This window comes from Streptomyces boetiae (assembly GCF_031845405.1).
Classification (GTDB): domain Bacteria; phylum Actinomycetota; class Actinomycetes; order Streptomycetales; family Streptomycetaceae; genus Streptomyces; species Streptomyces boetiae.
In genome coordinates, this window is sequence record NZ_JAVREN010000016.1 from 13,133 (window position 1) to 39,045 (window position 25,913).

A 25,913-nucleotide genomic window follows, 5' to 3' on the forward strand; every position below is an offset into this window, starting at 1 on the left:
GTCACCGGGAGGGCCGTTCGGGGCCGAGGACGCGGGAGCCGCCCACCGGGAGGTCCCACAGGGCCTCGGGCGGCAGGCCCGCCGCGCGCCAGGCGGCGCGGACCCGGGTCAGCGGCTCCTCCGGGGGCTCGGCGGAGAGCAGGAAGGTGGCCCAGTGCATCGGCGCCATCCGCGCCGCGCCCAGGTCCCGGCAGGCGCGGACCGCCTCCTCGGGGTCGGTGTGCACGGCCTGCTGGAGCCAGGGCGGGTCGTAGGCGCCGATCGGCAGCAGGGCCACGTCGATGCCGGGGAAGCGCGCGCCGATCTCCGCGAACCAGTGCCCGTAGCCGGAGTCCCCCGCGAAGTAGACCCGCCGCCCGGCCGGGTCGGTCAGGACCCAGCCGCCCCACAGCGAGCGGCAGGAGTCGGTCAGCGTCCGCTTGGACCAGTGGTGGGCGGGCACGAAGTCGAAGCGGACGGCGCCGCGCGCCCCCCGCGCGGGCAGCTCGGCCGCCTCCCACCAGTCCAGCTCGGTCACCCGGCGCAGGCCCCGGCGGCGGCACCAGGCGCCGAGCCCGGCCGGGACGAACAGCGGCGTGGCGCGCGGCAGCCGCTTGAGGGTGGGCCAGTCGAGGTGGTCGTAGTGGTTGTGCGAGATGACCACGGCGTCCACCGGCGGCAGGTCATCCCAGGCCACCCCGACCGGCGTGATCCGCGCGGGCGTGGCCAGGATGCGGCGCGACCAGACCGGGTCGGTCAGCACGGTCAGCCCGCCCACCCGCAGCACGAAGCTGGCGTGCCCGGCCCAGGTCAGCGCGAGGGTGTCCGCGTCCCCCGGCGGCAGCGGGCCGGGCTCGAACGGCAGGTGCGCGGTGGCGCGCAGGGCCGCGGCGGGGGGCCGCAGGGCGCCGCCCCGGGCCGCGCGCAGCCACGTCAGCGGGCCGGGCAGGGGCGCGCCGAGGCGGTCCGCGAAGCTGCGCGGCCAGGCGCGCCGCTCGTACAGCGGGCGCGGCTCGGCCGGCGCCGGCCCCTGCCGTTCGGCCCGGTCCGTCATCGGCTCCCCTCTCGCCCGCCCGGTGCGCTGCCGCTCCCACCAGCACGCGCGGGCCGGGGCGCGCCCGCAATCAGACGGCCCGGCGGCTCGGCCGATCCGGTGAGGAAGTCCGCATGGTGGAACGATATTGACCAGAATGCGAGACGAGGACAGGCTGGCGGCATGCCTGAGGAAGCCGTCTACACGCACGGGCACCACGAGTCGGTGCTGCGTTCCCACCGCTGGCGGACCGCCGAGAACTCCGCCGCCTACCTGCTGCCCGAGCTGCGCCCGGGCCTGTCCCTGCTGGACGTCGGCTGCGGCCCCGGCACGCTGACCGCCGACCTGGCCGCCCGGGTCGCGCCGGGCCCGGTCACGGCCGTGGACCGCGAGCCCGCGATCCTGTCCGCGGCCCGCGAGGAAGCCGCCTCCCGCGGCCTGGGCGGCGTGCGCTTCGCCGCCGCCGACGTGCACGCGCTGGACTTCGCCGACGGCGCCTTCGACGTCGTCCACGCCCACCAGGTGCTCCAGCACGTCCCCGACCCGGTGGGGGCGCTGCGGGAGATGCGGCGGGTCACGCGGTCCGGCGGGCTGGTCGCGGCGCGCGACGCGGACTACGCGGCGATGACCTGGTTCCCCCGGGTGCCGGGCCTGGACGAGTGGCCGGCGCTGTACCGCCGGGTGGCCCGCGCCTGCGGCGGGGAGCCGGACGCCGGGCGCCGCCTGCTGTCCTGGGCGCGCGAGGCCGGGTTCGCCGAGGTCCGGCCCTCCGCCTCGGTGTGGTGCTTCGCCACCCCGGAGGACCGCGCCTGGTGGAGCGGGCTGTGGGCCGACCGCACCACCGGCTCGGAGTACGCCCGGCACGCCGTGGACGGCGGCCACGCGACAACGGCCGACCTGCGGCGGATGGCGGACGCCTGGCGCGCGTGGGGCGAGCGCGAGGACGCCTGGTTCACCGTCCTGCACGGCGAGGTCCGCTGCACGGCGCCCTGAGGCTCGGGCCCGCCCGGCTTCAGTTCGCCGCCGACCGGCCCCACAGCCAGGCGCCGAGCGCGGCGAGCAGGAGGGTGACCGCGCTGAAGGCGGCCCGCAGCGAGTTCCAGCGGGTCCAGCGCGGGGCGTACGCGGCCCACGCCTCGGCGGCCCGCGCCGGGTCGTCCACGCCGCCGAGCGCGGCCAGGGTGTCGTTCAGCGGGACGTTGACGGCCGCGGTGGGCAGGAACGCGCCCAGCGCGTACGCCGCCGCCGCGGCCAGGAACGCCAGCCCGGCCGCCCGGTGCCCGAGCACCAGCAGGAGCACGCCGGTGGCCGCCGCCGCCAGCGGCACGCCCACGAAGGTGGTCAGGAACAGGGGGTTGAGAATCTTGTCGTTGATGCCCTGCATCGCCCGGACGGACTCCACGGGCCCGGCCGCGTCCAGGCCGGGCATCACCGCCACCGAGAACGAGAAGAAGACGCCGGTCATGGCCGCCGCCGCAAGGAGGGTCAGGGCCGCCGCGATCGCTGCGAGAAGTGCCATGCCGCAAGTCAACGCGGGCGCCGCTCCCTGGGCCATCGCCCAGCCGCTCGCCCCCATGCGCCAGGCGCTCCCGCCCGGCCGCCCCCTCCCCCTGTATCCGGTCGCGCCCACGCCGGCAACGGGTTAGGTTCGCCCCCGTGGGGAGCGAGACGATCACGCGCATCAGGGAAGCGACGCCCGGCGACGCGGAGTTCCTGACCCGGATGCTGCTCGCGGCGCTGAACTGGGGCGAGGAGGAGTACACCCGGGAGCAGGCCCTGGCCGACCCGGCGCTGGCGGTCTACGTCGAGGGCTGGCCGCGGCCGGGCGACCTCGGCGTCGTCGCCGAGGACGCGGCGGGCGAGCCGGCCGGCGCCGCCTGGGCGCGCCGCTTCACGGCCGAGGCGCCCGGCGACGGCTTCGTGGCGCCGGACGTTCCCGAGCTGGCCGTCGCCATCGAGCCGGCGCACCGCGGCCGGGGCCTGGGCCCGCGGCTGCTGAACGCGCTGCTGCGCCGGGCCGAGGAGGCGGGCGTGGAGCGGATCAGCCTCAGCGTGGACGACGGCAACCCCGCCGCCCGCCTCTACGAGCGTCTGGGCTTCGTCACCGTGGGCCGCGGCGCGGGCGACGAGGCAGACACGATGCTGCTGCGGCTGGCCGACCGCCCGCGCGACCCGCGCGGGGACGCCTGAACGACGCCCGGGCGAGGGCTGGACGACGCCTGAACGGCCCCGGCCCGGGCCCGCTCCCCGGGTCGGCCGCCGCCGGAGCGGGTAGCGTCGCGACATGACGCGGATCCTGATCTCGGCGGACATGGAGGGCGCCACGGGGGTCACCTGGCCCGGGGACTGCCTGCCGGGCACGCCGGGCTGGGAGCGCTGCCGGCCGCTGCTGACCTCGGACGTGAACGCCGCGGTCGCCGGCTTCTTCGACGGCGGCGCCACCTCGGTCCTGGTCAACGAGGCGCACATGACGATGCGCAACCTGCTGCTCGAACAGCTCGACGACCGCGCCGAGCTGCTGACCGGCCGCCACAAGGAACTGTCGATGGTCGAGGGCGTGCAGCGCGGCGACGTGGACGGCATCGCGTTCCTCGCCTACCACACGGGCGCCGGCGAGGAGGGCGTCCTGGCCCACACCTACCTGGGCAACTCCCTCACCGGCGTCTTCGTGGACGGCGTCCGCGCGGGCGAGGGCCTGCTCAACGCCCTGGTGGCCGCCGAGTTCGGAACGCCCGTGGTGCTGGTGACCGGCGACGACCGCACCTGCGCGGACGCCCGCGGCTACGCCCCCGAGGCCCCGGCCGTCGCCGTCAAGGACTACGTCTCCCGGTACGCGGCCGTCTGCCGCACGCCCGCGCGCACCGCGGCCGACATCCGCGCCGCCGCCGCGAGGGGCGCGGCCCTGGCCGGACGGCGCGAGCCGGAGCCGCCGCGCCCCCGGCGCGTGGAGATCGAGTTCGACGCCGAGCACCTGGCGGGCGCGGCCACCGTGGTCCCGGGCGTCGAGCAGACCGCGCCGCGCCGGGTGGCGTACACCGCGCCGGACATGTACGAGGGAATCCGGTGCTTCAAGGCGGTCACCACCGTGGTGTCCGCCGCCGTGGAGGAGTGGTATGGCTGACCAGGCGACCGGAACGCGGACCGAAGGGCCGACGCCCGTGGACGACACCGCGCTGGAGGAGGCGGTGCGCTTCACCTCCGAGCTGATCCGGATCGACACCACCAACCGGGGCGGCGGCGAGGGCTCCGAGCGCGCCGCCGCCGAGTACGTGGCCGGGGCCCTGGCCGGCGCCGGGCTGGACCCGCTGCTGCTGGAGAAGGCCCCGGGCCGCACCAACGTGGTCGCCCGCGTCGCGGGCAGCGACCCCTCGGCCCCCGCCCTGCTGGTCCACGGCCACCTGGACGTGGTCCCGGCCGACGCGGGCGAGTGGCGGGTGCACCCGTTCTCCGGCGAGGTGCGCGACGGGGTGGTCTGGGGGCGCGGCGCCGTGGACATGAAGGACTCCGACGCGATGGTGCTGGCCGTGGTCCGCGCCTGGGCCCGCGCCGGCGTGCGCCCCCGGCGCGACGTGGTGCTGGCGTTCACCGCGGACGAGGAGGACACCGCGGAGTTCGGCGCCGCCTTCCTGGCCGACACCCACCCCGAGCTGTTCGAGGGCTGCACCGAGGCGATCGGCGAGTCCGGCGCGTACACCTTCCACCCCGGCGACGGCCGCCGCATCTACCCGGTGGGCGCCGGGGAGCGCGGCACGGCCTGGCTGGCGCTGACCGCCCGCGGCCGGGCCGGGCACGGCTCGCGCATCAACCGTGAGAACGCCGTCACCCGCCTCTCGGCCGCCGTCACCCGCATCGGTGAGCACGCCTGGCCGGTGCGGCTGAGCCCGACCGTCAAGGAGGCCCTGGCGGGCCTGGCCGCCCTCTACGGCCTGCCGCTGCCCAACCTGGACGCCCCGGCCGACGCGGAGGTGGACCGGCTGCTGGAGGCCCTCGGCCCGGCCGCCGCCCTGGTCGCCCCGACCGTCCGCAACAGCGCCAACCCCACCGTTCTGGACGCCGGGTACAAGGTGAACGTCATCCCCGGCAGCGCCACCGCCCAGGTGGACGGCCGGGTGCTGCCCGGCGGCGAGGAGGAGTTCGAGACAACGCTCGACCTGCTGACCGGCCCGGACGTGGAGTGGTCCTACCGCCACCACCAGGGCCCGCTCCAGGCCCCGGTGGACGGGCCGGCGTTCTCCGCGCTCCGCGAGGCCCTGCTGCACTTCGACCCCGAGGCGCACGTCGTCCCGTACTGCATGGCCGGGGGCACCGACGCCAAGCAGTTCTCCCGCCTGGGCGTCACCGGCTACGGCTTCATGCCGCTGCGCCTGCCGCCGGGCTTCGACTACTCCGCGATGTTCCACGGCGTGGACGAGCGCGTTCCCGTGGACGCCCTGCACTTCGGCACCCGCGTCCTCGACCGCGCCCTGCGCGCCCTGTGACCGCCGGGAGCGGAGCATGACCGAGCCGGTCCGCGCCCCCTACGGCACGTGGCCCTCGCCCGTGGACGCCGCGCTGGTCGCCGAGCGCCACGGCCGCCCGGAGTGGGTCGGCGCCGTCGGCGAGGAGCTGTGGTGGACCGCGCCCCGGCCCGGCGAGGGGGGCCGCCGGGCCCTGGTGCGGCTGAGGCCCGACGGCGGCGCGCCGGAGCCGGTGCTGCCGCCGCCGTGGAACGTCCGCAGCCGCGTGATGGAGTACGGCGGGCGCCCGTGGGCGGGCCTGGCCCGGGAGGGCGAGGGGCCGCTGATCGTCTTCGCGCACTTCGCGGACCAGCGGCTGTACGCCTTCGAGCCGGACGCGCCGGGCGCCGGGCCCGCCGTTCCCCGGCCGCTGACCCCGCCCTCCCGGGTCGGCGGCGGCCTGCGCTGGTGCGACCCGGTGGTGGTCGCGCAGGCCGGCGAGGTCTGGTGCGTGCTGGAGGAGTTCACGGGCGAGCGGCCGGGTGACGTGCGGCGGATGCCCGCGGCCGTTCCGCTGGACGGCTCGGCGGCGCGGGACCGCGCGGCGGTGCGCCCGCTGGACGGCCCGCGCCACCGCTTCGTCACCGGGCCGCGCCTGTCCCCCGACGGGCGGCGCGCGGCCTGGCTGGCCTGGGACCACCCGCGGATGCCGTGGGAGGGCACCGAGCTGAAGCTGGCCGAGGTGGGCGCGGGCCTCTCCCCCGCGCTGAGCGGGGTCCGGACGGTGGCGGGCGGCCCCGGGGAGGCCGTGGCGCAGGCCGAGTGGGCGCCGGACGGCACGCTGCTGGCCGCCACCGACCGCACGGGCTGGTGGAACCTGCACCGCGTCTGCGCGGATACGGGCGCGGCCGAGCCGGTGGGCGGGGCCCGGGAGGAGGAGTGCGCGGGGCCGCTGTGGGAGCTGGGATCGCGCTGGTTCGCGCCGCTGGCGGACGGCACGGTCGCGGTCCTGCGCGGGCGGGGCGCCTCCCGCCTGGGCGTGCTCGATCCGGTGAGCGGGGAGGTGGCCGACGCGCCGGGGCCGTGGACGGAGTGGGCGCCCACCCTCGCCGTCCGGGGCGGCCGGGTCACGGGCGTGGCAGCCGCCCCGGGCCGGGGCTGGGAGGTGGTGACCCTGGACACCGCCACCGGCCGCTGCCGGGTGGTGGGCGAGGAGCACCGGGACGCCGTGGATCCGGCCTACTACCCCGTGCCCGAGGAGCGGGTCTTCGCCGGGCCCGGCGGCCGGGAGGTCCACGCCCGCCTCCACCCGCCGCGCCACCCCCGCGCCGTGGGCCCGCCGGGCGCGGCGCCGCCGTACGTGATCTGGGCGCACGGCGGCCCGACCTCCCGCAGCACGGGCGTTCTCGACCTGGAGATCGCCTACTTCACCTCGCGCGGCCTCGGCGTGGCCCAGGTGGACTACGGCGGCTCCACCGGCTGGGGCCGCGCCTACCGGGAGCGGCTGCGGGGGGCCTGGGGCGTGGTGGACGTGGAGGACTGCGCGGCCGTGGCGCGGGCCCTGGCCGCGGAGGGCGCGGCCGACCCGGCCCGGCTGGCGATCCGCGGCGGCAGCGCGGGCGGCTGGACGGCGGCCTGCTCGCTGGTCTCCCCGGCGGCGGCCGGGGTCTACGCCTGCGCGGCGATCCGGTACCCGGTGATCGACCTGGCCGGCTGGGCGGACGGCGGCACGCACGACTTCGAGTCCCACTACCTGGAATGGCTGATCGGGCCGCCCGGGGAGGTCCCAGGCCTGTACCGGGAGCGTTCCCCGCTCACGCACGCAGCCCGCGTGGCCGTGCCCTTCCTGCTGCTCCAGGGCCTGGACGACGCGGTCTGCCCGCCCGAGCAGGCCGCGCGGCTGCCCGCGGCGGTGGCCGGGCGCGGCGTTCCGCACGCCTGCCTCACCTTCGAGGGCGAGGGCCACGGCTTCCGCCGCGCCGCCACCATCCGGCGGGCGGTGGAGGCCGAACTCGCCTTGTATCTGGCGGTGTTCGGGATCGAGCGGGAGGACGCCCCGGAGCTGGAGCTGACCGGAGCCGGTCCTGACCCGAGCGGGGGCAACGCCCGGGGCGGCCGGGAGGGGCGCGGCGAGGGGTCCGCTGGGATGCTGGAGCCATGAGCACGCCGAGCCGCGCCGAGCCCGCGCCCACCCTCAGCGACCCGCAGCGCCTGCTGCTGGAGTACCTGGAGTACTACCGGGCCACGGTCCTGGAGAAGCTGGAGGGCCTGGACGAGGAGGAGCTGCGCCGCTCGCGGCTGCCGACCGGCTGGAGCCCGCTGGAGCTGCTGTGGCACCTGGCGCACGTGGAGCGGCGCTGGCTGGTGTGGGGCTTCCTCGGCGAGGAGCTGCCCGACCCCTGGGCCGACTGGGAGGAGGGCCGGTGGGCGGTGCCCGGGGGGATGCCCGCCTCCGAGGTGATCCGGCGCTACCAGGACCAGGTCGGGCGTTCCCGCGAGATCGTGGCGGACGTGCCGCTGGCCGCCCGCGCGCCCGTGGCCCGGGGCCGCTTCCAGAGCGAGGCGGAGGCCCCGACGCTGGGCTGGATCCTCTTCCACCTGCTCCAGGAGTACGCCCGCCACGCCGGGCACCTGGACATCGCGCGGGAGCTTGCGGACGGCGCGACGGGCGAGTGAACGCCCCGGGCTCGGCCGGCCCCCTTGCCCGCGGGTCCGTTTCGCCCCCGCCCTCACCCGAATGGCGCACGCGGATGGTCGGGAGGAGGATGGCTGCGGAGGATGAGACTGACCCGATCGGAGGAGGAAGTTCCATGACCACCGCCGCGGACATCATGAATCCCGGAGCTCAGTGGATCCCCGCGACCGAGACCCTGGACCGCGCCGCACAGGTGATGCGCGAGACGAACGTCGGCGCGCTCCCGGTGAGCGACGTCAACGAGCGGATGTGCGGCATCCTCACGGACCGCGACATCGTCGTCGAGTGCGTGGCCGCCGGCCACGACCCGTCCCGCGTCACGGCCGGCGAGCTGGCCAAGGGCACCCCGCGCTGGATCTCCACCGGCGCCTCGGTGGACGACGTGCTGGACCAGATGGAGACGCACCAGATCCGGCGGCTTCCCGTCATCGACGAGGACAAGCGCCTGGTCGGCATGATCAGCGAGGCCGACATCGCCCACCACCTCAGCGACGAGAAGATCGCGCAGTTCGTGGGCCGCGTCTACGCCTAGACCCCACGGGGCCGCTCCGCGCGCCCCCTCGCCCGCGAGGTGCGGGCGAGGGGGCGCGCTCGCATCCTGGAACCATGGCCTATGAGACGAAAAGCACCAAAAGCACCACGAAGGTCCGCCCCGCCGGCACCAGCCGCGCCGCCCGCTTCTGGACCCCCCTCCGGATAGGCGTCGCCGCCATCGCCGTGCTCACCCTGGTCTTCATCTTCGAGAACACCCGCAGGACGCGCATCCGCCTCCTCGTCCCCGAGGTGACCATGCCGCTCTACCTGGCCCTCCTGGGCACCGCCCTCATCGGCGCCCTGTGCGGCATGTACCTCGCCCGCCGCCGCTAGGACGAGCCCGAAGGCGCCGGGGCCCTCCGCCGCGAGGCCCCGCCGGGAGATCATGCTGCGGAGGCGGGGGTCCGCCGGGGCGGGCCGCCCGGCCCGCCCGCGGCCCGGACGGTCCGCCGGCCGAACGGCACCCGACCGACGAGGGGCACGCGTGATCGACCTGCCGTTCAACCGGCCCGGCCGCTTCTGGCGCGGCAACCTGCACACCCACTCCGACCGCTCCGACGGGGCCCTTCCCCCGGAGGAGGCCGCCCGCCTCTACCGGGAGGCCGGCTACGACTTCCTCGCCATCACCGACCACTTCCGCGCCGCGTACGGCTTCCCGCTCACCGACACCCGGCCGCTGCGCACGCCCGGCTTCACCACCCTGCTCGGGGCCGAATTACACGCGCCGCGCACGGAGTTCTCCTCCGAGTGGCACATCCTCGCCGTCGGCCTTCCGCTCGGCTTCGCGCCGCCCGGGCCCGGGGAGACCGGGCCGGAGCTGGCCCGCCGCGCGCGGGCGGCGGGGGCGTTCATCGGCTTGGCGCACCCGGCCGCCTCGCTGCTCACTCTGGCCGACGCCGAATCCCTGGACGCGGCCCACGCCGTGGAGGTCCACAACGACCTCTCCGCCCGCGAGGACCGGGGGGACAGCTGGCACCTCACCGACCTCCTGCTCGCGCGGGGGCACCGGCTGGGCGCCTACGCCGCCGACGACGCGCACTTCCAGCCCCAGGACCCGCCCGGCCGCGCGGCCTGGGTGCAGGTGCGCGCCGAATCCCTCGCCCCGGAGGCGCTGCTGGCGGCCCTGAAGGCCGGGCACTACTACGCCAGCACCGGGCCCGAGCTGCGCGAGGTCCGGCTGGAGGGCGGGCTGGTCACGGTGCGCTCCTCGCCGGTGCGCAAGGTGCTGCTCACCGGCGGCGTGCCGGGGGCGCGGGTGGCCGAGGGGGAGGCGCTGACGGAAGTCTCCCTGCCCGTGGCGATGTTCGGGCGGGGCTACTGCCGCGTCACCGTGGAGGACGCGGCCGGGGAACGCGCCTGGACCAACCCGATCCACCTGGGCCCGGAGCCCGGCTAGGGCGAACGGCCAGGGGCCGGCGCCGGGTTCCGCCGCCGGGGGGTCAACGGCCGTGGCCGGTTGTGCTGTTGCCCCCGGTGGCCGCGTTCTGTTCCATGGTGGTCACGCGCCGCCGTCGGACCGGCGGCGCCCGGGCCGCACGGAAGCCGCGAGGAAGCGGAGGCAGCGATGGCAGCACCCAGCGCGACCACGATACGCCGCAGCACCCTGTCCCTGCCCGCCGCGCCGCTCGGTCCGGAGAAACCCCTCCCGCCGCTGGAGCCGCGCCCGCCCCTGCCGCACGCGGCCCGCCGGATGGCCCGCCGCGCCCGCCCGCTCCCGCCCTCCGGCGCGCTGCCCGCGCGCCTCCTCGACGGCTACGGCCGCCGCCTGGCCCGCGCCGAGGTCCCCGCGCTGGTGCTGGAGAACGACCGGCTGCGCGTCACCGTCCTGCCCGGCCTCGGCGCCCGCATCCACTCCCTGCGCCACAAGCCCACCGGCCGCGAGCTGCTGTGGACCAACCCCGTGCTGCGCCCCGCCGCCCTGGCCCTCAACGGCGCCGGGCTGGCCGGCGGCATCTCCTGGCACCCCGGCTCCGGCGGGCGCGGCGCGCTGGACTGGGCCCCCGTGCACGCCGCCGTCGTTCCCGGCCCCGGCGGCGGGCCGATGCTGCGGCTGTGGGAGTGGGAGCGGCTGCGGGACACCCCCTTCCAGGTCGACCTGTGGCTTCCGGACGGCTCGGACTTCCTCCACGCCGGCATCCGCGTCCGCAACCCGCACCGGACGCCCGCCCCCGCCCCCCTCTCCTGGTGGACCGCGATCGCCGTCCCCGAGCACGCCGGCACCCGCGTCCTGGCCCCCGCCGGGGCGCCCCCGGGCGCGGGGCAGGGGTACCCCGGGCGCGAACAGGCCGCCGGGGAGCACCCGTTCGCGCTGCCGGACGGCGCCAGGCCGTGGATCGCCGCCCTGAACGCCGACGGCACCGGCCTGGCCCACGCCTCCACCGCCGCCCTGCGCGGGCGCGCCCTGACCGCCTGGGGCTCCGGGCCCGCCGGGCGCCGCTGGCAGCGCTGGCTGACCGGCGAGGGGAACGCCCCCGGTCACGCCGTGCTCCGCGCCGGCCTGACGCGCACCGCCCGCGAGCACCTGCCGCTGGGCCCCGGCGAGGAGGCGGCCTGGGTCGAGGCGTTCGGGCCCCTGGAGGCCGACCCGTCCTTCGTCCACGCCGGGGACTGGGGCCGCGCCCGCGACCACGCCGCCGCGCGCCTGGCCGCCGCCCTGCCGCCCGCCGCCCTGGAGGCCGCGCACGAGGCCTGGCTGCGCTGCGCCGACCACGACCCGAAGGAGCCGCTGCACGCCGGCAGCGGCTGGGGCGCGCTGGAGACCGCCGCGCGCGGCGGGAGGGAACTGCCCGGCACGCCCTTCGACCCGGCCGGGCTCGGCCCCGAGCAGGCGCCCTGGCTGGCCCTGCTGACCACCGGCCGCTTCCCCGAGGCGCCGCGCGACCGGGTCCCCGCCCAGCCGCCCGGCCCCAGCCTCGTCGCCCCCGCCTGGCGCGAACGCCTGGAGATCGCCCCCGGCGGCCCCCTCACCGACTACCACCTCGGCGTCGCCCAGTGGCACGCCGGGGACCTGGCCCAGGCGCGCCGGAGCTGGGAGCGGTCCCTGGCCGCCACGCGCGGCCCGTGGGCGCTGCGCTGCCTGGCCGTGGCCGAGGCTGCCGACGGGCACCCCGGGCACGCCGCCGCCCACGCCCTGGACGCGACGCTGCTGGCGCTGGACACCCCGGGGACGCCGCTGCCCGCGCTGGCCGCCCTGGCCCGCGAGGCCATCCCCGCGCTGCTGGCCGCCGGGCGGCCCCGGGACGCCGAGGCCCTGCACGGCCGGCTCCCCGGGTCCGTACGCGCCTCCGGGCGGATGCGGCTGCTGCACGCCCGCGTCCTCCTCGCCGCGGGCGACGCGGCGGCGGCCCGCGCGCTGCTCGAGGAGGGCATCGAGCTGCCCGACGCCCGCCCCGGCGACACGGCCCTGGCCGAGACCTGGTCCCGCCTGAGCGAGCAACCCCTGCCGGAACGCTACGACTTCGGCCCGGCCCCGGCCTGAGCCGCCGGGGTCACGCTCCGCAGGGGTCGAGGGCCGCGGTGCGCTCGGCCAGCAGGCGCAGGGCCTCCTCGGCCGGGCTGCCCTCGGGGGCGCTGAAGACGTACACCTGCTGGGCGACCCGGCCCTCCAGCGGCGGGAGGTGCAGCGTTTCGTAGTCCAGCTCCAGGACGCCGGCCTCCGGGTGGCGGAAGCGCTTGCTGCCCGAGCCGCAGCGCAGCACGTCCCCGGCCGCCCAGATCCGGCGGAACTCCTCGCTGTGGGCGGTGAGTCCGGCCACCAGCCCCTCCAGCGGCGGGTCGCCGGGGTAGCGGCCGAGGGCGAGGCGGAGCATGGCCACGGCCTCGCCCCGGCGCAGTTCGAGGTCGGGGTAGCGCTCGGGGGCGCGCGGGTCGAGGAAGAGGAAGCGGGCGAGGTTGGGAGGCCCCGCGTCGGCGCCCTCCCCGGCCGTTCCGCAGCAGTACAGCTCGCCGCCCAGCCGGTTCCACGCCAGGACGTCCAGCCGCTCGTCCACCACCACGGCCGGCAGGCCCGGCATCCCGTCCAGCACCCGCCGCAGCTCCGGCCTGACCGGGCCCGAGGGGCGGGCGGGCGGGCGCCGGGCGCGGCCCGCCGCCAGCCTGGCCAGGTGCTCCCGCTCGGTCTCGCCGAGGCGCAACGCCCGGGCGAGCGCGTCGAGCACCTCCCCGGAGGGCTGGGTGGCGCGGCCCTGCTCCAGGCGGACGTAGTAGTCCACGCTGATGCCCGCGAGCTGGGCCAGCTCCTCGCGGCGCAGGCCGCGCACCCGGCGGCGGCGCCCGCCGGGCGTGCCGATGCCGGCGCTCTCGGGGGCCACCCGCGCCCGGCGGGAGCGCAGGTAGCCGCCCAGTTCCCGGCCGTTGTCCCAGGGGGCGGCGCCGTCCCGGGCTTCCGTGCCGTCGACGCCGTGCGAGCCATTGAGGCCCTGCGAGCCGTTGAGGCCGTTCATCCCGTCACCGCGGTCCATGGCCTCCAGTATGCGTGGCCCTGGCAGTACCAGGACCGCCCGTCCGCAGGCCGGGGCGGGTTCTGGCCGCGCCCGCGCGGGCCTGGCACAACTGGACCCATGACCACTGAAGACACCACCGGCAAGAACGTGCTGATCGTGAGCGCCCACCCCGAGCGCCGCTCCCTGAACGCCGCGCTGGCGGCCCTCGCCGCCGGCGAGCTGGGCGCGGCGGGCCACCGGGTGCGCACCTCGGACCTGTACGCGATGAAGTGGAAGGCGGGCGTGGACGCGGACGACTTCCCCGCACACGACCCGGCCGACCGGCTGGACGTGATGGCGGCCTCCGAACGCGCCACCGCGGGCGGGGCGCTGACGGCGGACGTCACGGCCGAGCAGGAGAAGCTGCTGTGGGCGGACGCGGTGATCCTCCAGTTCCCGCTGTGGTGGTTCGGGGTGCCGGCGCTCCTCAAGGGCTGGATCGACCGGGTCTTCACGGCCGGGTTCGGGTACGGGACGACCGGCCGCTGGCCGCACTACGGCGACGGGCGGCTGGCGGGCCGCCGGGCGCTGGTGTCGGTGACGATCGGCGCGGGCGCGCCCTCGTTCTCCGCGCGCGGCATCCACGGCTCGCTGCACGACGTGCTCTTCCCGCTCCAGCACGGGCTGTTCTTCTACACCGGCATGGAGGTGCTGGAGCCGTTCGCCGTGTACGACGCGGCGGGGCTGGGCGAGGCGGACTTCCCGCGCGTGGCCGGGGACTACCGGGCGCGGCTGCGGGGGCTGTTCGGAGAGGAGCCGCTGCCCTACCGGCGGCTGGGCGACGGGGACTACACGCGGCAACTGGAGCTGCGCGAGGACTTCGCCCTGCCGGAGAACGCCGGTCCCGGCGTCCACCTCAGGCGCTGACCGCGCGCCGGCGGCCGTGACGGCCGGGGCGGCGACGCCTGTGGCCGAACGCCCGCGGCGGGCGTTCGGCCGCGCGCGTGCACCGCGGGCGTTGGCCCGGGGCGTTCGCCGCGGGCGTTCACCCCGGCCGTTGGGTCAGGGCGTTCAGGCCCCTCGGGCCGGCTCCAGCTCGGCGGCGAGGTTGGCCAGGAGCCGGTCGTAGATCGCGGCGAGCCCCCGGGGCGCGAAGATCCGCTCGAACACCCCGCCCACGCCGCCCGCACCCTGCCAGGTGGTGCGGACCTCGGCCCGGGCGCCGCCCGCGCCGTTCTCCCGCACGGTCCAGGTCGTGGTCAGCGTGGAGTTCCGGTCCGTCTCCACCAGGGTGCGCTCGCCGGGCTCGGTGACGTCGAGCAGGCACTCGCGCACGCGCTTGGACGTGGCCTGGAGCCGCAGGAAGACCACCGTTCCCGCGCCCTCGCCGCCCTCGCGGACCTCGTAGGCCGTGAACTGCTCGGGCAGCAGCCGCCCGTGCGTCTCCCGGTAGTCCGCCAGCGCCGCATACACCGCGTCCGCTCCGGCCTCGATGTCCCGCCGCGCCACGGCCTCCACCAGCGCCATCCCGCACCTCCGCTTCTGCCCGCCTGACGTGGCTGCCCACGCTACCGGGCCGGGGGAGGCGCTTGACACCGACTCCTCCGAACGTGTGTTCTATTAACGCACGACGGCACCGAGGAGGCACCACCATGCGCTGGACGAACCTGAGCGAAGGCACCCCGGCGGCGGCTCCCGCCCTCTTCGGCACCGACGTCGTCAGCCGGACGTTCGACACCCCGGAGTTCCGCGGCATCACCTTCCACGAGGTGCGCGCCCGCTCGATCGTGAACCGGGTGCCCGGCTCCTCGCGGATGCCGTTCGAATGGACGGTCAACCCGTACCGGGGCTGCACCCACGCCTGCGTCTACTGCTTCGCCCGCAAGACGCACAGCTACCTGGACCTGGACACCGGCACGGGCTTCGACACCCAGATCGTCGTCAAGGTCAACGCCCCCGAGCTGCTGCGCCGCGAGCTGGGCGCCCGGCGCTGGCGCGGCGAGCACGTCGCCATGGGCACGAACGTCGACTGCTACCAGCGGGCGGAGGGGCGCTACGGCCTGATGCCCGGCGTCATCGGGGCGCTGCGCGACTACGCCAACCCCTTCTCGATCCTCACCAAGGGCACGCTGATCCTGCGGGACCTGGACCTGCTGCGGCAGGCCGCGGCCGTCACCGAGGTCGGGATCTCCGTCTCCGTGGGCTTCGTGGACACGGCGCTGTGGCGCACCGTCGAGCCCGGGGCCCCGGCGCCCGAGCGGCGGCTGGGGGTGGTGCGGGCGCTGACCGACCACGGCATCCCGTGCGGCGTCCTGATGGCGCCGGTCATCCCCTACCTCAGCGACTCCCCCGAGCAGTTGCGCGCCACCGTGCGGGCCATCGCGGCGGCGGGCGCCCGTTCCGTCACGCCCCTCGCGCTCCATCTGAGGCCCGGCGCGCGGGAGTGGTTCATGAGCTGGCTGGCCGCGCACCACCCGCGTCTGGTCCGGCGCTACCGGGCGCTGTACGCGGAGGGCGCCTACGCGCCCCGCTGGTACCAGCGCCGGATCACCGGGCAGGTGCACGAACTGGCCGCCGAGTACGGCATGGGCCCGGCCGCCCGCCCCGGCGCCCACCGCCGGCCGCCGGAGGCGCTCGACGCGCCGGAGGACACCCCGCGGCCCACGCCGGGGGCGACGCAACTCACGCTGCTCTGAGGCGCGTACGCCGCTGCGCGCGCCCCGCGGGCGCACAGGGGCCGGCTCACGCCCCTCACACACGGGCGCCGGAACACCGGGCGGCCCGCCGCCGCCCCGCACACGCGGCGCCGAGCTTCCCGGCCGCTCCGCGCGCCGGGGGCTCACGCTGCCCCGGGCGCCACGCAGACGACTCGCGTCGAGTCACGGCGGAGCACCCCACGCCGGGGCCCGCGCTCCGCCCTGCCGGTGCGTCAGCCGCGCGCGGCGGCCACACGCCACCGACGGCTCAGGTCGAGTCGCGGCGGCAGCAGCGGCGCCTGGGTCCGCGTTCCGTGCTGTCGAGCCGAACGCGGCGCGTGCCGCAGGCGCGTTCCGCGTGCGGGTCGGCCGGGGCGCGGCGCCCGCAGGCGCGGCCCTTCGCCCACTCGGGCCGCCCGCCCGCCGTTCCCGCCGCCCCGCAGGGGGCAGCGGCGCAGCCGCCCCACGGGCACATCCGCGGCCACCACTCGCCACCCCACGCGCTCGCTCCGCCCACGTCGTTCAGGCTATGGCCGCCGGCGCCCGGGGGCGATACCGCCGCGTGAACTCCGAGGTATTCCGGCCGAGTCCGCGCGGTTGTGGGCGGGCCTGGGGTGTGCGTGCGAGCGCGGGGAGCGCACGCCGCGCGCGCCGGGCGCGAAGGGGGTCCCCGGACGGGGCGTGACCGGCCGTGTGCCCTACGCTTTTCGCGAGACGAGGGGGTGACGGCGGTGGCGGCCGAGTCGGTGCTCGGGTCGTTCCGGACGGCGTGTCACGAGGCCGCCCGGCGCACTCCGGGCGTGACCTTCTACGAGTTGACCGAGGCGGCGCGCGTGGCCGCCTTTCACGCCGCCGCGATGGGCGACCGGAAGCGCGGGCTGCGCCACCGGGTGATCTGCCGGCCGCGCGGCGGGCTGGTGGCCTTCACCGCGCCGCCGCCCTTCCCGGCCGCCGCGCGGCTGGAGTTCCGCGAACCGCCGCCCTGGTCCGAGGTGTTCGGCTGGTACGGCCTGCGCGTGCTGGACGCCCGCGCCCTGGGCACCCCGCTGACGGCCGTCGACTTCGCCACCCTGGACCCCGAGGACCGCGACGCGGCCCGCCGCGCCCGCCCCGCGACCCTGGGCGAACTCCTCTTCACCCGCTGGCAGCTCCCCCGTGGCTGACGTCCGCCTCGCGGAATGCGTGACGTCAAGTACGAAGGGCCCGGCACGCACTCCGGGCTCCCGCGCCTGCCGCCTGATTTGTGCGGCGAGGTCAGCCAGCACGGAATCCCCGGGCATCACATTGATCTGGAAGTGGGACTCGGCAGCGGCAGGAAAGTCTCCACCCCAGGACACCACGCCTCTGCAATCGTTCAGGATCCGGCGAAGAGAGGTGAGTTGGAGCGGGAACAAGCCGCCGCGGGCGTCCGCAGGATACCAGGCGGGCCGGATATCGACCGCTGTGCCCGATGCGTGGTTGGTCTCGTGCGCCCGCATGGTATTCGACGGTCTTATGAAGCCGACGACATCACCCGGCTCAAGTGGCGCTATCTCATAGTGGTATCGGCGCACGACGTGCGCCAGTACCGTCGTGGCATCCCCCAGCCAGAGTGCTGCCTTCACCTCTCCGAACAGTGCGGGCGTGGACCAGATCCCGCCGCCGGCGTCTGCCTCATACTCTAATTCCCAGCCATTCTGACTTTGCCTTCCCACGCGCAACCGCTCGATGCGGCCTGCCATGCCCCGGCCGCCAACCGCGCTCCGGCTGCGCGAGGCCGCGGTCGCCGTTGCGGACAGCACTGCCTGAGCCCCCCAAACGGCGCCGACCACCCCGCAGCCCTGGACGATGGTTCGCCGCGTAATGCCATGACCGCGCCAATCATGGTGGGACATTGCTCCAAATTCCTCTCTTCGTGGTCGTGGGACCTGCCGACCCGGCTTCATATAAGGCAGGCGGTTAGGCCCGCTACGGCGAGAAGGACTCCGGCTGAAAAAGCCAGGTAGCCGCTCCTCCGCAGGCGTGAAAGCCGAAGGACCGCCGCATTGGCGAGGCAGCAGAGACCCGCCACGGGTACCGCGGTCACGGCAATCAGCAGCAACCAGGGCAGGGGCCCGTCTGAGACGGTCGGTTCTCGCGAAGTGAATCCCAGGTCCGCGAGCGGAAAATTGATGAGATAAGCCCGTGTGAACATGAAAGGCCAGTACGCAAGGACACCGAAACCCGCGTTGATCACAAGCGAAGTCAGCAACGCGGCAGCACGCCGTGGGCTGGTAGCAGCCCGTTCGGCCGCCCCGTCCTCGGTCACAGGTTGCGCAGGGGTGCGTGGTACTTCTCGAAAATGCGGTACATCCGGGTCCGGCTGGAGGGAACCCCCGAGCAGATCGAGGCCGTGGACGGTCACGTCACCTCGGTCGCGGGCGACTGGTCGACACCTTCCGGCCTGGCTTTCCTGGCGACCGACCACACCGAAGCGGAACCGGCCCGCTTGGTCGCCGAGTCGTTCGGTCAGTGGGAGACAAACGCCGAAAGCGATGTCCGGGTAGCTGTGTACGGAGAGCAGCAAAACCTTCTCTACGCGGACTGAGGCGAGCCGGGTCGGCCGGCGTCACAGCGTCGGCCGACCCGGTGCAGGGCAGCCTACGGGCGTTGTCCCGTTCGGTGGCGGGACGTTCAGCGGCCGGCGGGCAGGGTACGCAGGAGGTCCGGGAGGGCGGTCAGGCCCGTGATGCGGCGGACGCCCGGGGGGGGGGGGAGGGTGGCGGCGCGGTCGAGCCAGATGCCGTGGAGGCCGGCCGCGTCGGCCGCCGCGGCGTCCACGTCGGGGCGGTCGCCGACGTAGGCGACCGAGCCCGGCGGCAGGCCCAGGGCCTCGCACGCGGCGAGGAACGCCTCGGGCGCGGGCTTGGCGTGGCCCAGCTGCGAGGAGCACAGCAGCACCTCGAAGCGGTCGCGGATGCCCAGCGAGCGAAGGGTGCCCTCCTGGTGGTCCGTGTCGGAGTTGGAGAGCAGGCCGTGCCGGTAGCCGGGGGTGAGGGCGGCCAGCGCGGGCAGCACGTCGGGGAAGAGGCCGGACTCGACGCGGCGGTGGGCGCCGTAGCGCTCGAACCAGGCGTCCGCCTCGGCGTCGGTCAACGGCCGCGGCGGGCCGTCGTCCGAAGCCGCGCCGGCCGGGGCGGCCCCCGCCTCCAGGAGGAACGCCCGCGCCCGCGCCCGGCGTTGCTCCTCGAAGGTCAGCTCGCCCGTGAGGTAGCGGGCGTAGTGGAACTCCATCAGCTCGCGCCAGCGCTCCACGGCGTGCTCGGCGGTCGGGAAGCGGCCCAGCAGGCCCTCGGCCCCGAAGTGGCGCAGCGCGGCGGCCCGGTCGGTGCCCGAGTAGTCGAAGAGCGTGTCGTCGATGTCCCACAGCACCGCGGCGATCCCCGCCGCGCCCCCGGCGGCGGCCGGGCCGCCCGGCGCGCTCACAGCGGGCCCGCGCCCGGCCCGTCCGGCCGTTCGCCGCGCTGGGCGAGGACCGCGCGGGACGCCTCCGCGGCCTCCTCGTCGGTGAGCCGGACCAGGCCCTCGGCGGTGATCAGGACGATCAGCGGCCAGGTGCGCCGCACGGGGTCGGGGCCGCCGGTGGCGGAGTCGTCGTCGGCGGCGTCGTAGAGGGCCTGGATCGCGGCGGCCGTGGCCTCCCGGGCGCCGAGGCCGGGCCGGTGGAGCTTCTTGAGGGCGGCGTGGGCGAAGGGCGAACCGGAGCCGGTGGCGGCGAAGCCGTGCTCCTCGTGGTGCGCGCCGGTGATGTCGAAGGAGAAGATCCGGCCGCGGCCCGCGGCGGTGTCCCAGCCCGCGAAGAGGGGGATGACGCCCAGGCCCTGCATGGCCAGCGGCAGGTGCTCGCGGATCATGCGGGTGAGGCGGTTGACCTTGCCGGGGAGGGAGAGCGGGACGGTCTCGACCTTCTCGTAGTGCTCCAGCTCCAGCCGGAAGAGCCGCACCATCTCCGCGGCGAAGCCGACCGTGCCGGAGATGCCGAGCGCCGTGTGCTCGTCGGCGGCGAAGACCTTCTCGGCGTCGCGGTTGGCGATGAGGTTGCCCATGGTGATGCGGCGGTCCCCAGCCATCAGGACGCCGTCGGCGTAGGTGGCGGCGACGATCGTGGTGCCGTGCGGAACGGCCGCGGCGGCGCCCTTGGCGGCGGGCGTGTGCTCGCGGGAGGGCAGCGCGTCCGGGATGTGCCGCGCGAGGAAGTCGAGGATCGAGGGCGGCCCGGGGGCCAGGAACCCCGCTGGCAGGCTGCTCCAGCCGGAGGTGCCGGCGGAGGCGGCGGACTCGGCAGACATGAGGCTCCCCTTCGTGCCGTGGCGCGTGGCGGGCTGCGGCCCATCGTAGGCGCACGGGGCGCCGCGGGTCAGGGACGGAGTCCGGCGGAGTGATCTTTTCCCGCCGGGGCGGGAGGCACGCCGGACGCAGGCGGAACGCAGGCGGGGCGGTGCGCCGGAGGGCGCGCCGGGAAGGCCCGGCGGGCGGGACTTGACCTCAACCTCGCTTGAAGTTGAACGCTGGTCCCCGTCGCCGCACACCGGGTGCGGCGCCACCCCGAACCGGAGGTTCCGCCATGTCCGCTCAGACCCAGGCGTCCGTCCAGGCCCCCGCGCCCGCCCCGGCCGCCGGGCCCGCCCGCCCCCTGCGCCTGGCCGTCATCCTCGGCAGCGTCCGCGACGGCCGCTTCGGCCCGGTCGTCGCGGAGTGGTTCGCCGGACGGGCCCGCGAGCACGGCGGCCTGGACGTGCGGCTGATCGACACCGCCGAACACCCCCTCCCGGTCGGCTTCGGCCCGGGGGCCGGGGAGGCGGACGAGCCCGGCGGGCCCGGCGGCGCGACGCCCCGCGCCTCCGTGGCCGCCCAACTCGCCCAGGCCGAGGCGTTCGTCGTCGTCACCCCCGAGTACAACCACTCCATCCCCGCCTCGCTGAAGAACCTTATCGACTGGCACAACGTGGAGTGGCACGCCAAGCCCGTCGGCTTCGTCTCCTACGGCGGCATCTCCGGCGGCCTGCGCGCCGTGGAGCACCTGCGGCACATCTTCGCCGAGCTGCACACCGTCACCATCCGGGACACCGTCAGCTTCCACATGGCCTGGGAGCGCTTCGACCGGGAGGGCCGCCCGGTGGACCCCAAGGGGCCCAACGACGCGGCCACCGCGCTGCTGAACCAGCTCTCCTGGTGGGCCCACGCCCTGCGCGAGGCCCGCGCCGACCGCCCCTACGGCGCCTGAGGGGGAAGCGCCGCGTCCGACACTCCCCGCGGGGGCAACGCTCCCCTCCTGACCGTGGTCGTCCTGGGCATGATCATGGTGGTCCTGGACGTGACGGTGGTCCACGTGGCCCTCAGCACGCTCTCCCGGGACCTCGACGCGCCCCTGTCCACCCTCCAGTGGGTGATCACCGGCTACACCCCGGCCCTGGCCGCCGTCATCCCGTTCGTGATGGGCCTGGGCGTGGGCACGACGCTGATGCCGGCGATGACGGCCGCCACCCGTGAGCTGCCGCCGGAAGAGGTCCCGGCCGGCTCCACGGCGTTGAACATCAACTCCCAGATCGCCACCTCGGTCGGCACCGCCCTGGTCTCGCTGGTCCTCGCCCGGCGGCTGGCGGGAGAGGGCGGCCCGGCCGAGGCCGCCGCGGCGCTCCCGGCCTCGCGGGTGGCGGACGCCTTCGCCGGGACGTACGCCTGGCCCGTGGCGCTGCTGGCGCTGGCCCTGCTCCCGGCGCTGCTGGTCTCCCGCCGCCGGCCGGGGGCGGGAGCCCGGGGCGACGCCACCTCCGCGAACGCCGGGGGCGGCGGGCCGGCCCGCGAGCGGGCCGCCGCCGTGGCGAACCCGGCGGACCGAACGGCCCGCCCCGGCGCCGGGACCCGCGCCCCGGGTCCCGGCGCTCGTCGCCCGGGCGGCGCTACGATACGGGCGCGGCGGTTTCCTCGGGGGCCGCGCACGCACGGGGGGAGGCACGGTGGCGAAGCAGGAGCGGGCGATCCGCACCCGCCGCAGGATTCTGGAGGCGGCGGCGCTCGTCTTCGAGCGCGAGGGGTACCAGGGCGCGACCATCACGGAGATCCTGCGGGCCGCGGGCGTCACCAAGGGCGCGCTGTACTTCCACTTCCCCTCCAAGGAGGAGCTGGCCCGCAACATCCTGCTGGAGCAGCGCAAAGACCTGACGGTCCCTCAGCAGCCGTTCAGGCTCCAGGAGATGATCGACACCGGGATGCTGCTGACCGAGCGGCTGCGCACGGACGCGCTGGTGCGGGCAAGCGTGCGGCTGACGCTGGACCAGCAGGCCAGGGACCTCGACCGGCGCGGGCCGTTCCGCGCGTGGAGCGAGCACAACCTCGCGCTGCTGGAGGCCGCCCGGCTCCAGGGTGAGCTGATGCCGCACGTGAACCCGGCCGAGGTGGCCGAGCTGTGCGTCGGCTCCTTCGCCGGGCTCCAGATGATGTCGCAGGCGATGAGCGACTACCGCGACCTGCCGCAGCGGCTCTCGGTCTTCCTGCACCACGTGATGGTCGCCGTCGCCGTCCCCGCCGTCCTGGTCAACCTCGACCTCTCCCCCGCCCGCGCCCGCCTCGTCGCGGAGGCGAGCCGCGCGGCGCGCGAGACCGCACCCGGCACGGACCCCGCGGCCCCGCCCGCGGACGAGGACGTCCGGGGCGCCACGCCCCCCGGCCCGGCCGAGGAGGCCGCTGTCGCGGGCGTCGCGGCCCCCGCGGGGAACGCTCTCCCTTCCCTGGTCCCGGCGCAGCGCACCCCGGCCCGCGCCGGCTGAGCCGCCCCGCGCGCGTCGGCCCCCGCCGGCTGAGCCGGACGCCGGCCCCGGCCCCTGGCGTTGAGCAGCCCTCGGGCGCGCTCGCACGGGGGGCACTCCTGGCCACGCACCGGGCCCGCTCATCTGAGCGGGCCCTCCCGGGCCCCGCCCCGCCCGGCGGGTCCGGGCGCGCCCGGGACCATTCCGCTCAGAAGAGCGGGCCCGGGGGGCCCGCCGGGAGTACCGTGGCCCCCGCCCGCCGGGCGCCGGGCAATCCGGGCGGGCGGTCCGTTCACCCGCGTGACGTGCGCCGCCGGAGCGGGACCCGCGGCGCGAGGGCCCCACCGGGACGGCGCTCCCCGTGTGACAGGCGACATACGAAAAGGCGATGCCCAGGGTCTGGCGCGCTAGTTACCGCCGAGTTAGCCTGCTCATCAGAGCGGTACCCCGCTCAGGCGGTTTGGTGACGCAGCCGTCGGAATGCCGTCGGTCCGGCATTCCCCGTACGACACCGATACGGCAGGCCCCGGGACAGGGCCGGCCGAGGCTGAAGTCGACGCGAAGAGTCGACATCGTCGTCACCCTCATGGAGTCCGTGATGGATCAGTCCGCCGCGCCCGCAGCCTTCCCCGTCCTGCCCACCGTCGCCGTCGTCGGCCTCGGCACCATGGGCACCGGCATCGCCGAGGTCCTCGCCCGCTCGGGGCGAGAGGTCATCGGCATCGACGTCAGCGAAGAGATAGCCCAGCGCTCCCTGTCGGCCATCGAGGCCGCGGTCGCCAGGTCCGTCGCCAAGCAGCGCCTGACCGCGCAGCAGCAGGCGGACATCCTCAGCCGCGTCCGCGTCTCCGCCGACCTGCGCACGGCCGCCCAGGCCGACCTGGTCATCGAGGTGGTCCCCGAGGACTACGCGCTCAAGCTCGCCGTCTTCACCGCGCTCGACGACATCGTCAAGCCGACCGCCATCCTCGCCACGGGCACCAACGCCCTGCCGGTGACCAAGCTCGCCGCCGAGACCGCGCACCCCGAGCGCGTGCTGGGCCTGCACTTCTTCCACCCCGTGCCGGTGATGAAGCTGGCCGAGGTCGGCTCCTCGGTGCTCACCTCCCCCGAGGCCGTCGCGCAGGTCACCGCGCTCGCCCGCGACCTGGGCAAGGAGCCGCTGCCGGCCGGCGACCGGGCCGGACTGGTCGCCGACGGCCTGCTGTTCGGCTACCTCAACCAGGCCGCCGCGATGTGGGAGGCGCAGTACGCCACCCGCGAGGACATCGACGCGGCGATGCGCCTGGGCTGCGGGCTGCCCATGGGCCCCCTGGCCGTCCTGGACCTCATCGGCGTGGACACCGCCCGCACCGTGCTGGAGGCGATGTACGAGCGCTCCGGCGACCGGCTGCACGCCCCCGCCCCCGTGCTGGGCCAGCTCACCGAGGCCGGGATGACCGGCCGCAAGTCCGGGCGAGGCTTCTACACCTACGAGGGGCCCAACAGCTCCGTGGTGGTCCCCGACGACCTGACCCCGGACGAGCAGCAGGTGACGGCCGAGCCGCGCCCGGTGGCCGCGGTCGGCGTGATCGGCTCGGGCACCATGGCCTCCGGCATCGCGGAGGTCTTCGCCGCCGCCGGCTACCCCGTGGTCCTCACCGCCCGCGGGCAGCAGAAGGCGCTGGCCGCCCTCGACCGGATCGCCGCCTCGCTGGGCCGGCAGGTCAAGAAGGGCCGCCTCACCTCGGGCGACCGCGACGCGGCGCTGGCCAGGATCGTTCCGGCCGGATCGCTGGACGAGCTGGCGGACGTCAACCTGGTCGTGGAGGCCGTGGCCGAGCAACTGCCGGTCAAGCGCGAGCTGTTCGCGACCCTGGACCGCCTGGTGCGGCCGGGCGCGGTGCTGGCCACCACCACCTCCTCGCTGCCCGTGATCGCCTGCGCCCGCGCCACCTCGCGCCCGCAGGACGTCATCGGCATGCACTTCTTCAACCCGGCCCCGGCGATGAAGCTGGTCGAGGTGGTCCGCACCGTGCTGACCGCCGACGACGTGCACGCCACCGTCCGGTCGGTGTGCCGCACCATCCGCAAGCACCCGGTGGACTGCCGCGACCGCGCGGGCTTCATCGTGAACGCGCTGCTCTTCCCGTACCTGAACAACGCGGTCAAAATGGTGCAGGAGCACTACGCCACGCCGGAGGCCATCGACACGGCCATGAAGCTCGGCGGCGGCTACCCCATGGGGCCCTTCGAGCTCCTGGACGTGGTCGGCCTCGACGTCTCGCTGGCCATCGAGGACGTCCTGCACCGGGAGTTCCGCGACGCCTCGCTCGCGCCCGCGCCGCTGCTGCGGCAGCTGGTGGAGGCCGGACTCCTGGGCCGCAAGACCGGCCGCGGCTTCCACGAGTACGCCCGCCGTTGAGCCCTGCCCGTGCCCGCCGGCCCGGCCGGGCCGGCGGGCACGGAAGATCAACTGACCCGCGCAGGGGATGTGTGACGCATGCAGTACGTTCGGTCCATGAACTCCACCCGTCCGCAGGCCACGTCCCAGCGCCTGAAGGTGCGCCGTCAGCTCGCCGCCGCGGCGATGGAGCTGTTCGCCACCAAGGGGTACGAGGCCACGACGGTGGACGAGATCGCCGCCGCCGCCGGGGTCGCCCGGCGCACCTTCTTCCGCCACTTCCGCTCCAAGGAGGAGGCGATCTTCCCGGACCACGACGACACGCTGGTGCGCGCGGAGTCCGTCCTGGACGCCGCCCCCGCCCACGAGAACCCGATCGACACGGTCTGCCGGGGCATCAAGGAGGTCATGCGGATGTACGCGGCCTCCCCGGCCGTGTCGGTGCAGCGGTACAAGCTCACCCGCGAGGTCCCGGCCCTGCGGGAGCGGGAGATCGCCTCCGTGGCCCGCTACGAGCGCCTCTTCACCCGGTACCTGCTGGGCCAGTTCGACGAGCACTCCCACAACGGCGACCAGCCACTGCTGGCCGAGGTGGCCGCCGGGGCCGTGGTCACCGCCCACAACCACGTGCTGCGCCGCTGGCTGCGCGCCGACGGGCACGGGGACGTGGAACGCGAGCTGGACCACGCCTTCGCCATCGTCCGGCGCACCTTCGGCACCCTGCCGGCGATCGCCGCCGCGGCCCCGGCCGCCGTCGCCTCGCCGCGCGGCGAGGTGCTGGTGACGGTGGCGCGCACCGACGCGCCGCTGAGCGAGGTCATGCGCACGATCGAGGAGGCGCTGCACCAGCCGCAGCGCTAGCGTTCCGCCGCCGCTGCCCGACGCGCGCCCGCCCCCGCGCCCGCCGGCTCGGAGCCTCCCGTGTCACGCGGCGGCAACGTGAGACACCTCATAGGTGTCCGTCTCCATGAC

25 protein-coding genes are annotated in these 25,913 nt (G+C 76.2%); 18 read left to right on the top strand and 7 right to left on the bottom strand.

Annotation, left to right across the window (positions count from 1 at the left end; translation table 11 throughout):
- Position 1: 1 nt before the first annotated feature.
- Complete coding sequence (locus RM780_RS13050) at positions 2 to 1,033, bottom strand: MBL fold metallo-hydrolase (protein ID WP_311630837.1); 1,032 nt, start codon at positions 1,031 to 1,033, stop codon at positions 2 to 4.
- Positions 1,034 to 1,195: 162 nt separating this feature from the next.
- Between RM780_RS13050 and RM780_RS13055 the strand changes: the two genes are divergently transcribed.
- Positions 1,196 to 2,005 (top strand): class I SAM-dependent methyltransferase, encoded by an 810-nt coding sequence (locus tag RM780_RS13055; protein WP_311630838.1) that lies wholly within the window; start codon positions 1,196 to 1,198, stop codon positions 2,003 to 2,005.
- 19 nt (positions 2,006 to 2,024) lie between these two features.
- On the opposite strand, the gene RM780_RS13060 is transcribed toward RM780_RS13055, so the two are convergent.
- Positions 2,025 to 2,531, bottom strand: coding sequence for an anthrone oxygenase family protein (locus RM780_RS13060; protein ID WP_311630839.1), 507 nt, complete (start codon positions 2,529 to 2,531; stop codon positions 2,025 to 2,027).
- A gap of 137 nt (positions 2,532 to 2,668) precedes the next feature.
- Between RM780_RS13060 and RM780_RS13065 the strand changes: the two genes are divergently transcribed.
- The 9 genes from RM780_RS13065 to RM780_RS13105 all read left to right on the top strand — a co-directional run bounded on the left by RM780_RS13065 (position 2,669) and on the right by RM780_RS13105 (position 12,155).
- On the top strand, positions 2,669 to 3,202 hold the full coding sequence (locus RM780_RS13065) for a GNAT family N-acetyltransferase (protein WP_311630840.1): 534 nt from the start codon (positions 2,669 to 2,671) through the stop codon (positions 3,200 to 3,202).
- Between the two features lie 94 nt (positions 3,203 to 3,296).
- The gene (locus RM780_RS13070; RefSeq protein ID WP_311630841.1) at positions 3,297 to 4,133 is read left to right on the top strand and encodes a M55 family metallopeptidase; all 837 of its coding nucleotides are present in this window, start codon (positions 3,297 to 3,299) and stop codon (positions 4,131 to 4,133) included.
- Positions 4,126 to 5,490, top strand: coding sequence for a M20/M25/M40 family metallo-hydrolase (locus tag RM780_RS13075; RefSeq protein WP_311630842.1), 1,365 nt, complete (start codon positions 4,126 to 4,128; stop codon positions 5,488 to 5,490). The genes RM780_RS13070 and RM780_RS13075 overlap by 8 nt, the downstream gene beginning before the upstream one ends.
- Before the next feature lie 16 nt (positions 5,491 to 5,506).
- The gene (locus RM780_RS13080) at positions 5,507 to 7,609 is read left to right on the top strand and encodes a prolyl oligopeptidase family serine peptidase (protein ID WP_311630843.1); all 2,103 of its coding nucleotides are present in this window, start codon (positions 5,507 to 5,509) and stop codon (positions 7,607 to 7,609) included.
- Positions 7,606 to 8,124, top strand: a complete 519-nt coding sequence (locus RM780_RS13085; protein WP_311630844.1) for a DinB family protein — start codon at positions 7,606 to 7,608, stop codon at positions 8,122 to 8,124. Before RM780_RS13080 ends, RM780_RS13085 begins: the two co-directional genes overlap by 4 nt.
- Positions 8,125 to 8,258: 134 nt before the next feature.
- On the top strand, positions 8,259 to 8,675 hold the full coding sequence (locus tag RM780_RS13090; protein ID WP_311630845.1) for a CBS domain-containing protein: 417 nt from the start codon (positions 8,259 to 8,261) through the stop codon (positions 8,673 to 8,675).
- A 74-nt stretch (positions 8,676 to 8,749) separates the two neighbouring features.
- Positions 8,750 to 9,010 (top strand): LapA family protein, encoded by a 261-nt coding sequence (locus RM780_RS13095; protein WP_311630846.1) that lies wholly within the window; start codon positions 8,750 to 8,752, stop codon positions 9,008 to 9,010.
- A 151-nt stretch (positions 9,011 to 9,161) separates the two neighbouring features.
- The gene (locus tag RM780_RS13100; RefSeq protein ID WP_311630847.1) at positions 9,162 to 10,073 is read left to right on the top strand and encodes a PHP domain-containing protein; all 912 of its coding nucleotides are present in this window, start codon (positions 9,162 to 9,164) and stop codon (positions 10,071 to 10,073) included.
- 168 nt (positions 10,074 to 10,241) lie between these two features.
- Positions 10,242 to 12,155: a DUF5107 domain-containing protein gene (locus RM780_RS13105; RefSeq protein ID WP_311630848.1), complete on the top strand. Its 1,914-nt coding sequence runs from the start codon at positions 10,242 to 10,244 to the stop codon at positions 12,153 to 12,155.
- Between the two features lie 10 nt (positions 12,156 to 12,165).
- On the opposite strand, the gene RM780_RS13110 is transcribed toward RM780_RS13105, so the two are convergent.
- Positions 12,166 to 13,137: a helix-turn-helix transcriptional regulator gene (locus RM780_RS13110; protein ID WP_311630849.1), complete on the bottom strand. Its 972-nt coding sequence runs from the start codon at positions 13,135 to 13,137 to the stop codon at positions 12,166 to 12,168.
- A 99-nt stretch (positions 13,138 to 13,236) separates the two neighbouring features.
- On the opposite strand from RM780_RS13110, the gene RM780_RS13115 reads away from it, so the two are divergent.
- Positions 13,237 to 14,025 carry an NAD(P)H-dependent oxidoreductase gene (locus RM780_RS13115; RefSeq protein ID WP_311630850.1) on the top strand — a complete coding sequence of 263 codons (789 nt, stop codon included), beginning with the start codon at positions 13,237 to 13,239 and terminating at the stop codon, positions 14,023 to 14,025.
- 144 nt (positions 14,026 to 14,169) lie between these two features.
- Here RM780_RS13115 and RM780_RS13120 read toward each other — a convergent pair whose 3' ends face one another.
- Positions 14,170 to 14,625 (bottom strand): SRPBCC family protein, encoded by a 456-nt coding sequence (locus RM780_RS13120; RefSeq protein ID WP_311630851.1) that lies wholly within the window; start codon positions 14,623 to 14,625, stop codon positions 14,170 to 14,172.
- 125 nt (positions 14,626 to 14,750) lie between these two features.
- On the opposite strand from RM780_RS13120, the gene RM780_RS13125 reads away from it, so the two are divergent.
- The 3 genes from RM780_RS13125 (at position 14,751) to RM780_RS13135 (ending at position 18,360) form a co-directional block, all read left to right on the top strand.
- Positions 14,751 to 15,794: an Rv2578c family radical SAM protein gene (locus RM780_RS13125; protein ID WP_311630852.1), complete on the top strand. Its 1,044-nt coding sequence runs from the start codon at positions 14,751 to 14,753 to the stop codon at positions 15,792 to 15,794.
- A gap of 800 nt (positions 15,795 to 16,594) precedes the next feature.
- Positions 16,595 to 16,957, top strand: a complete 363-nt coding sequence (locus RM780_RS13130) for a hypothetical protein (RefSeq protein ID WP_311630853.1) — start codon at positions 16,595 to 16,597, stop codon at positions 16,955 to 16,957.
- Between the two features lie 1,157 nt (positions 16,958 to 18,114).
- Positions 18,115 to 18,360 (top strand): hypothetical protein, encoded by a 246-nt coding sequence (locus RM780_RS13135; RefSeq protein WP_311630854.1) that lies wholly within the window; start codon positions 18,115 to 18,117, stop codon positions 18,358 to 18,360.
- Positions 18,361 to 18,446: 86 nt separating this feature from the next.
- Here RM780_RS13135 and RM780_RS13140 read toward each other — a convergent pair whose 3' ends face one another.
- A complete protein-coding gene (locus tag RM780_RS13140) occupies positions 18,447 to 19,238 on the bottom strand; it encodes an HAD family hydrolase (protein WP_311630855.1) in 792 nt (263 codons plus the stop codon).
- Entirely contained in the window at positions 19,235 to 20,101 is an 867-nt protein-coding gene (gene prcB, locus RM780_RS13145; protein WP_311630856.1) for a proteasome subunit beta, read from the bottom strand. The genes RM780_RS13140 and prcB overlap by 4 nt, the downstream gene beginning before the upstream one ends.
- A 275-nt stretch (positions 20,102 to 20,376) precedes the next feature.
- On the opposite strand from prcB, the gene RM780_RS13150 reads away from it, so the two are divergent.
- Positions 20,377 to 21,036, top strand: coding sequence for an NADPH-dependent FMN reductase (locus tag RM780_RS13150; RefSeq protein ID WP_311630857.1), 660 nt, complete (start codon positions 20,377 to 20,379; stop codon positions 21,034 to 21,036).
- Positions 21,037 to 21,209: 173 nt separating this feature from the next.
- Here RM780_RS13150 and RM780_RS13155 read toward each other — a convergent pair whose 3' ends face one another.
- On the bottom strand, positions 21,210 to 21,581 hold the full coding sequence (locus RM780_RS13155) for a hypothetical protein (RefSeq protein WP_311630858.1): 372 nt from the start codon (positions 21,579 to 21,581) through the stop codon (positions 21,210 to 21,212).
- Between the two features lie 188 nt (positions 21,582 to 21,769).
- On the opposite strand from RM780_RS13155, the gene RM780_RS13160 reads away from it, so the two are divergent.
- From RM780_RS13160 to RM780_RS13170, 3 genes are all read left to right on the top strand, one after another.
- Positions 21,770 to 22,579 carry a ScbR family autoregulator-binding transcription factor gene (locus tag RM780_RS13160; protein ID WP_311630859.1) on the top strand — a complete coding sequence of 270 codons (810 nt, stop codon included), beginning with the start codon at positions 21,770 to 21,772 and terminating at the stop codon, positions 22,577 to 22,579.
- Positions 22,580 to 23,156: 577 nt separating this feature from the next.
- Complete coding sequence (locus RM780_RS13165; protein ID WP_311630860.1) at positions 23,157 to 24,962, top strand: 3-hydroxyacyl-CoA dehydrogenase family protein; 1,806 nt, start codon at positions 23,157 to 23,159, stop codon at positions 24,960 to 24,962.
- Positions 24,963 to 25,058: 96 nt separating this feature from the next.
- Entirely contained in the window at positions 25,059 to 25,802 is a 744-nt protein-coding gene (locus RM780_RS13170; protein ID WP_311630861.1) for a TetR family transcriptional regulator, read from the top strand.
- Positions 25,803 to 25,913 lie beyond the last annotated feature (111 nt).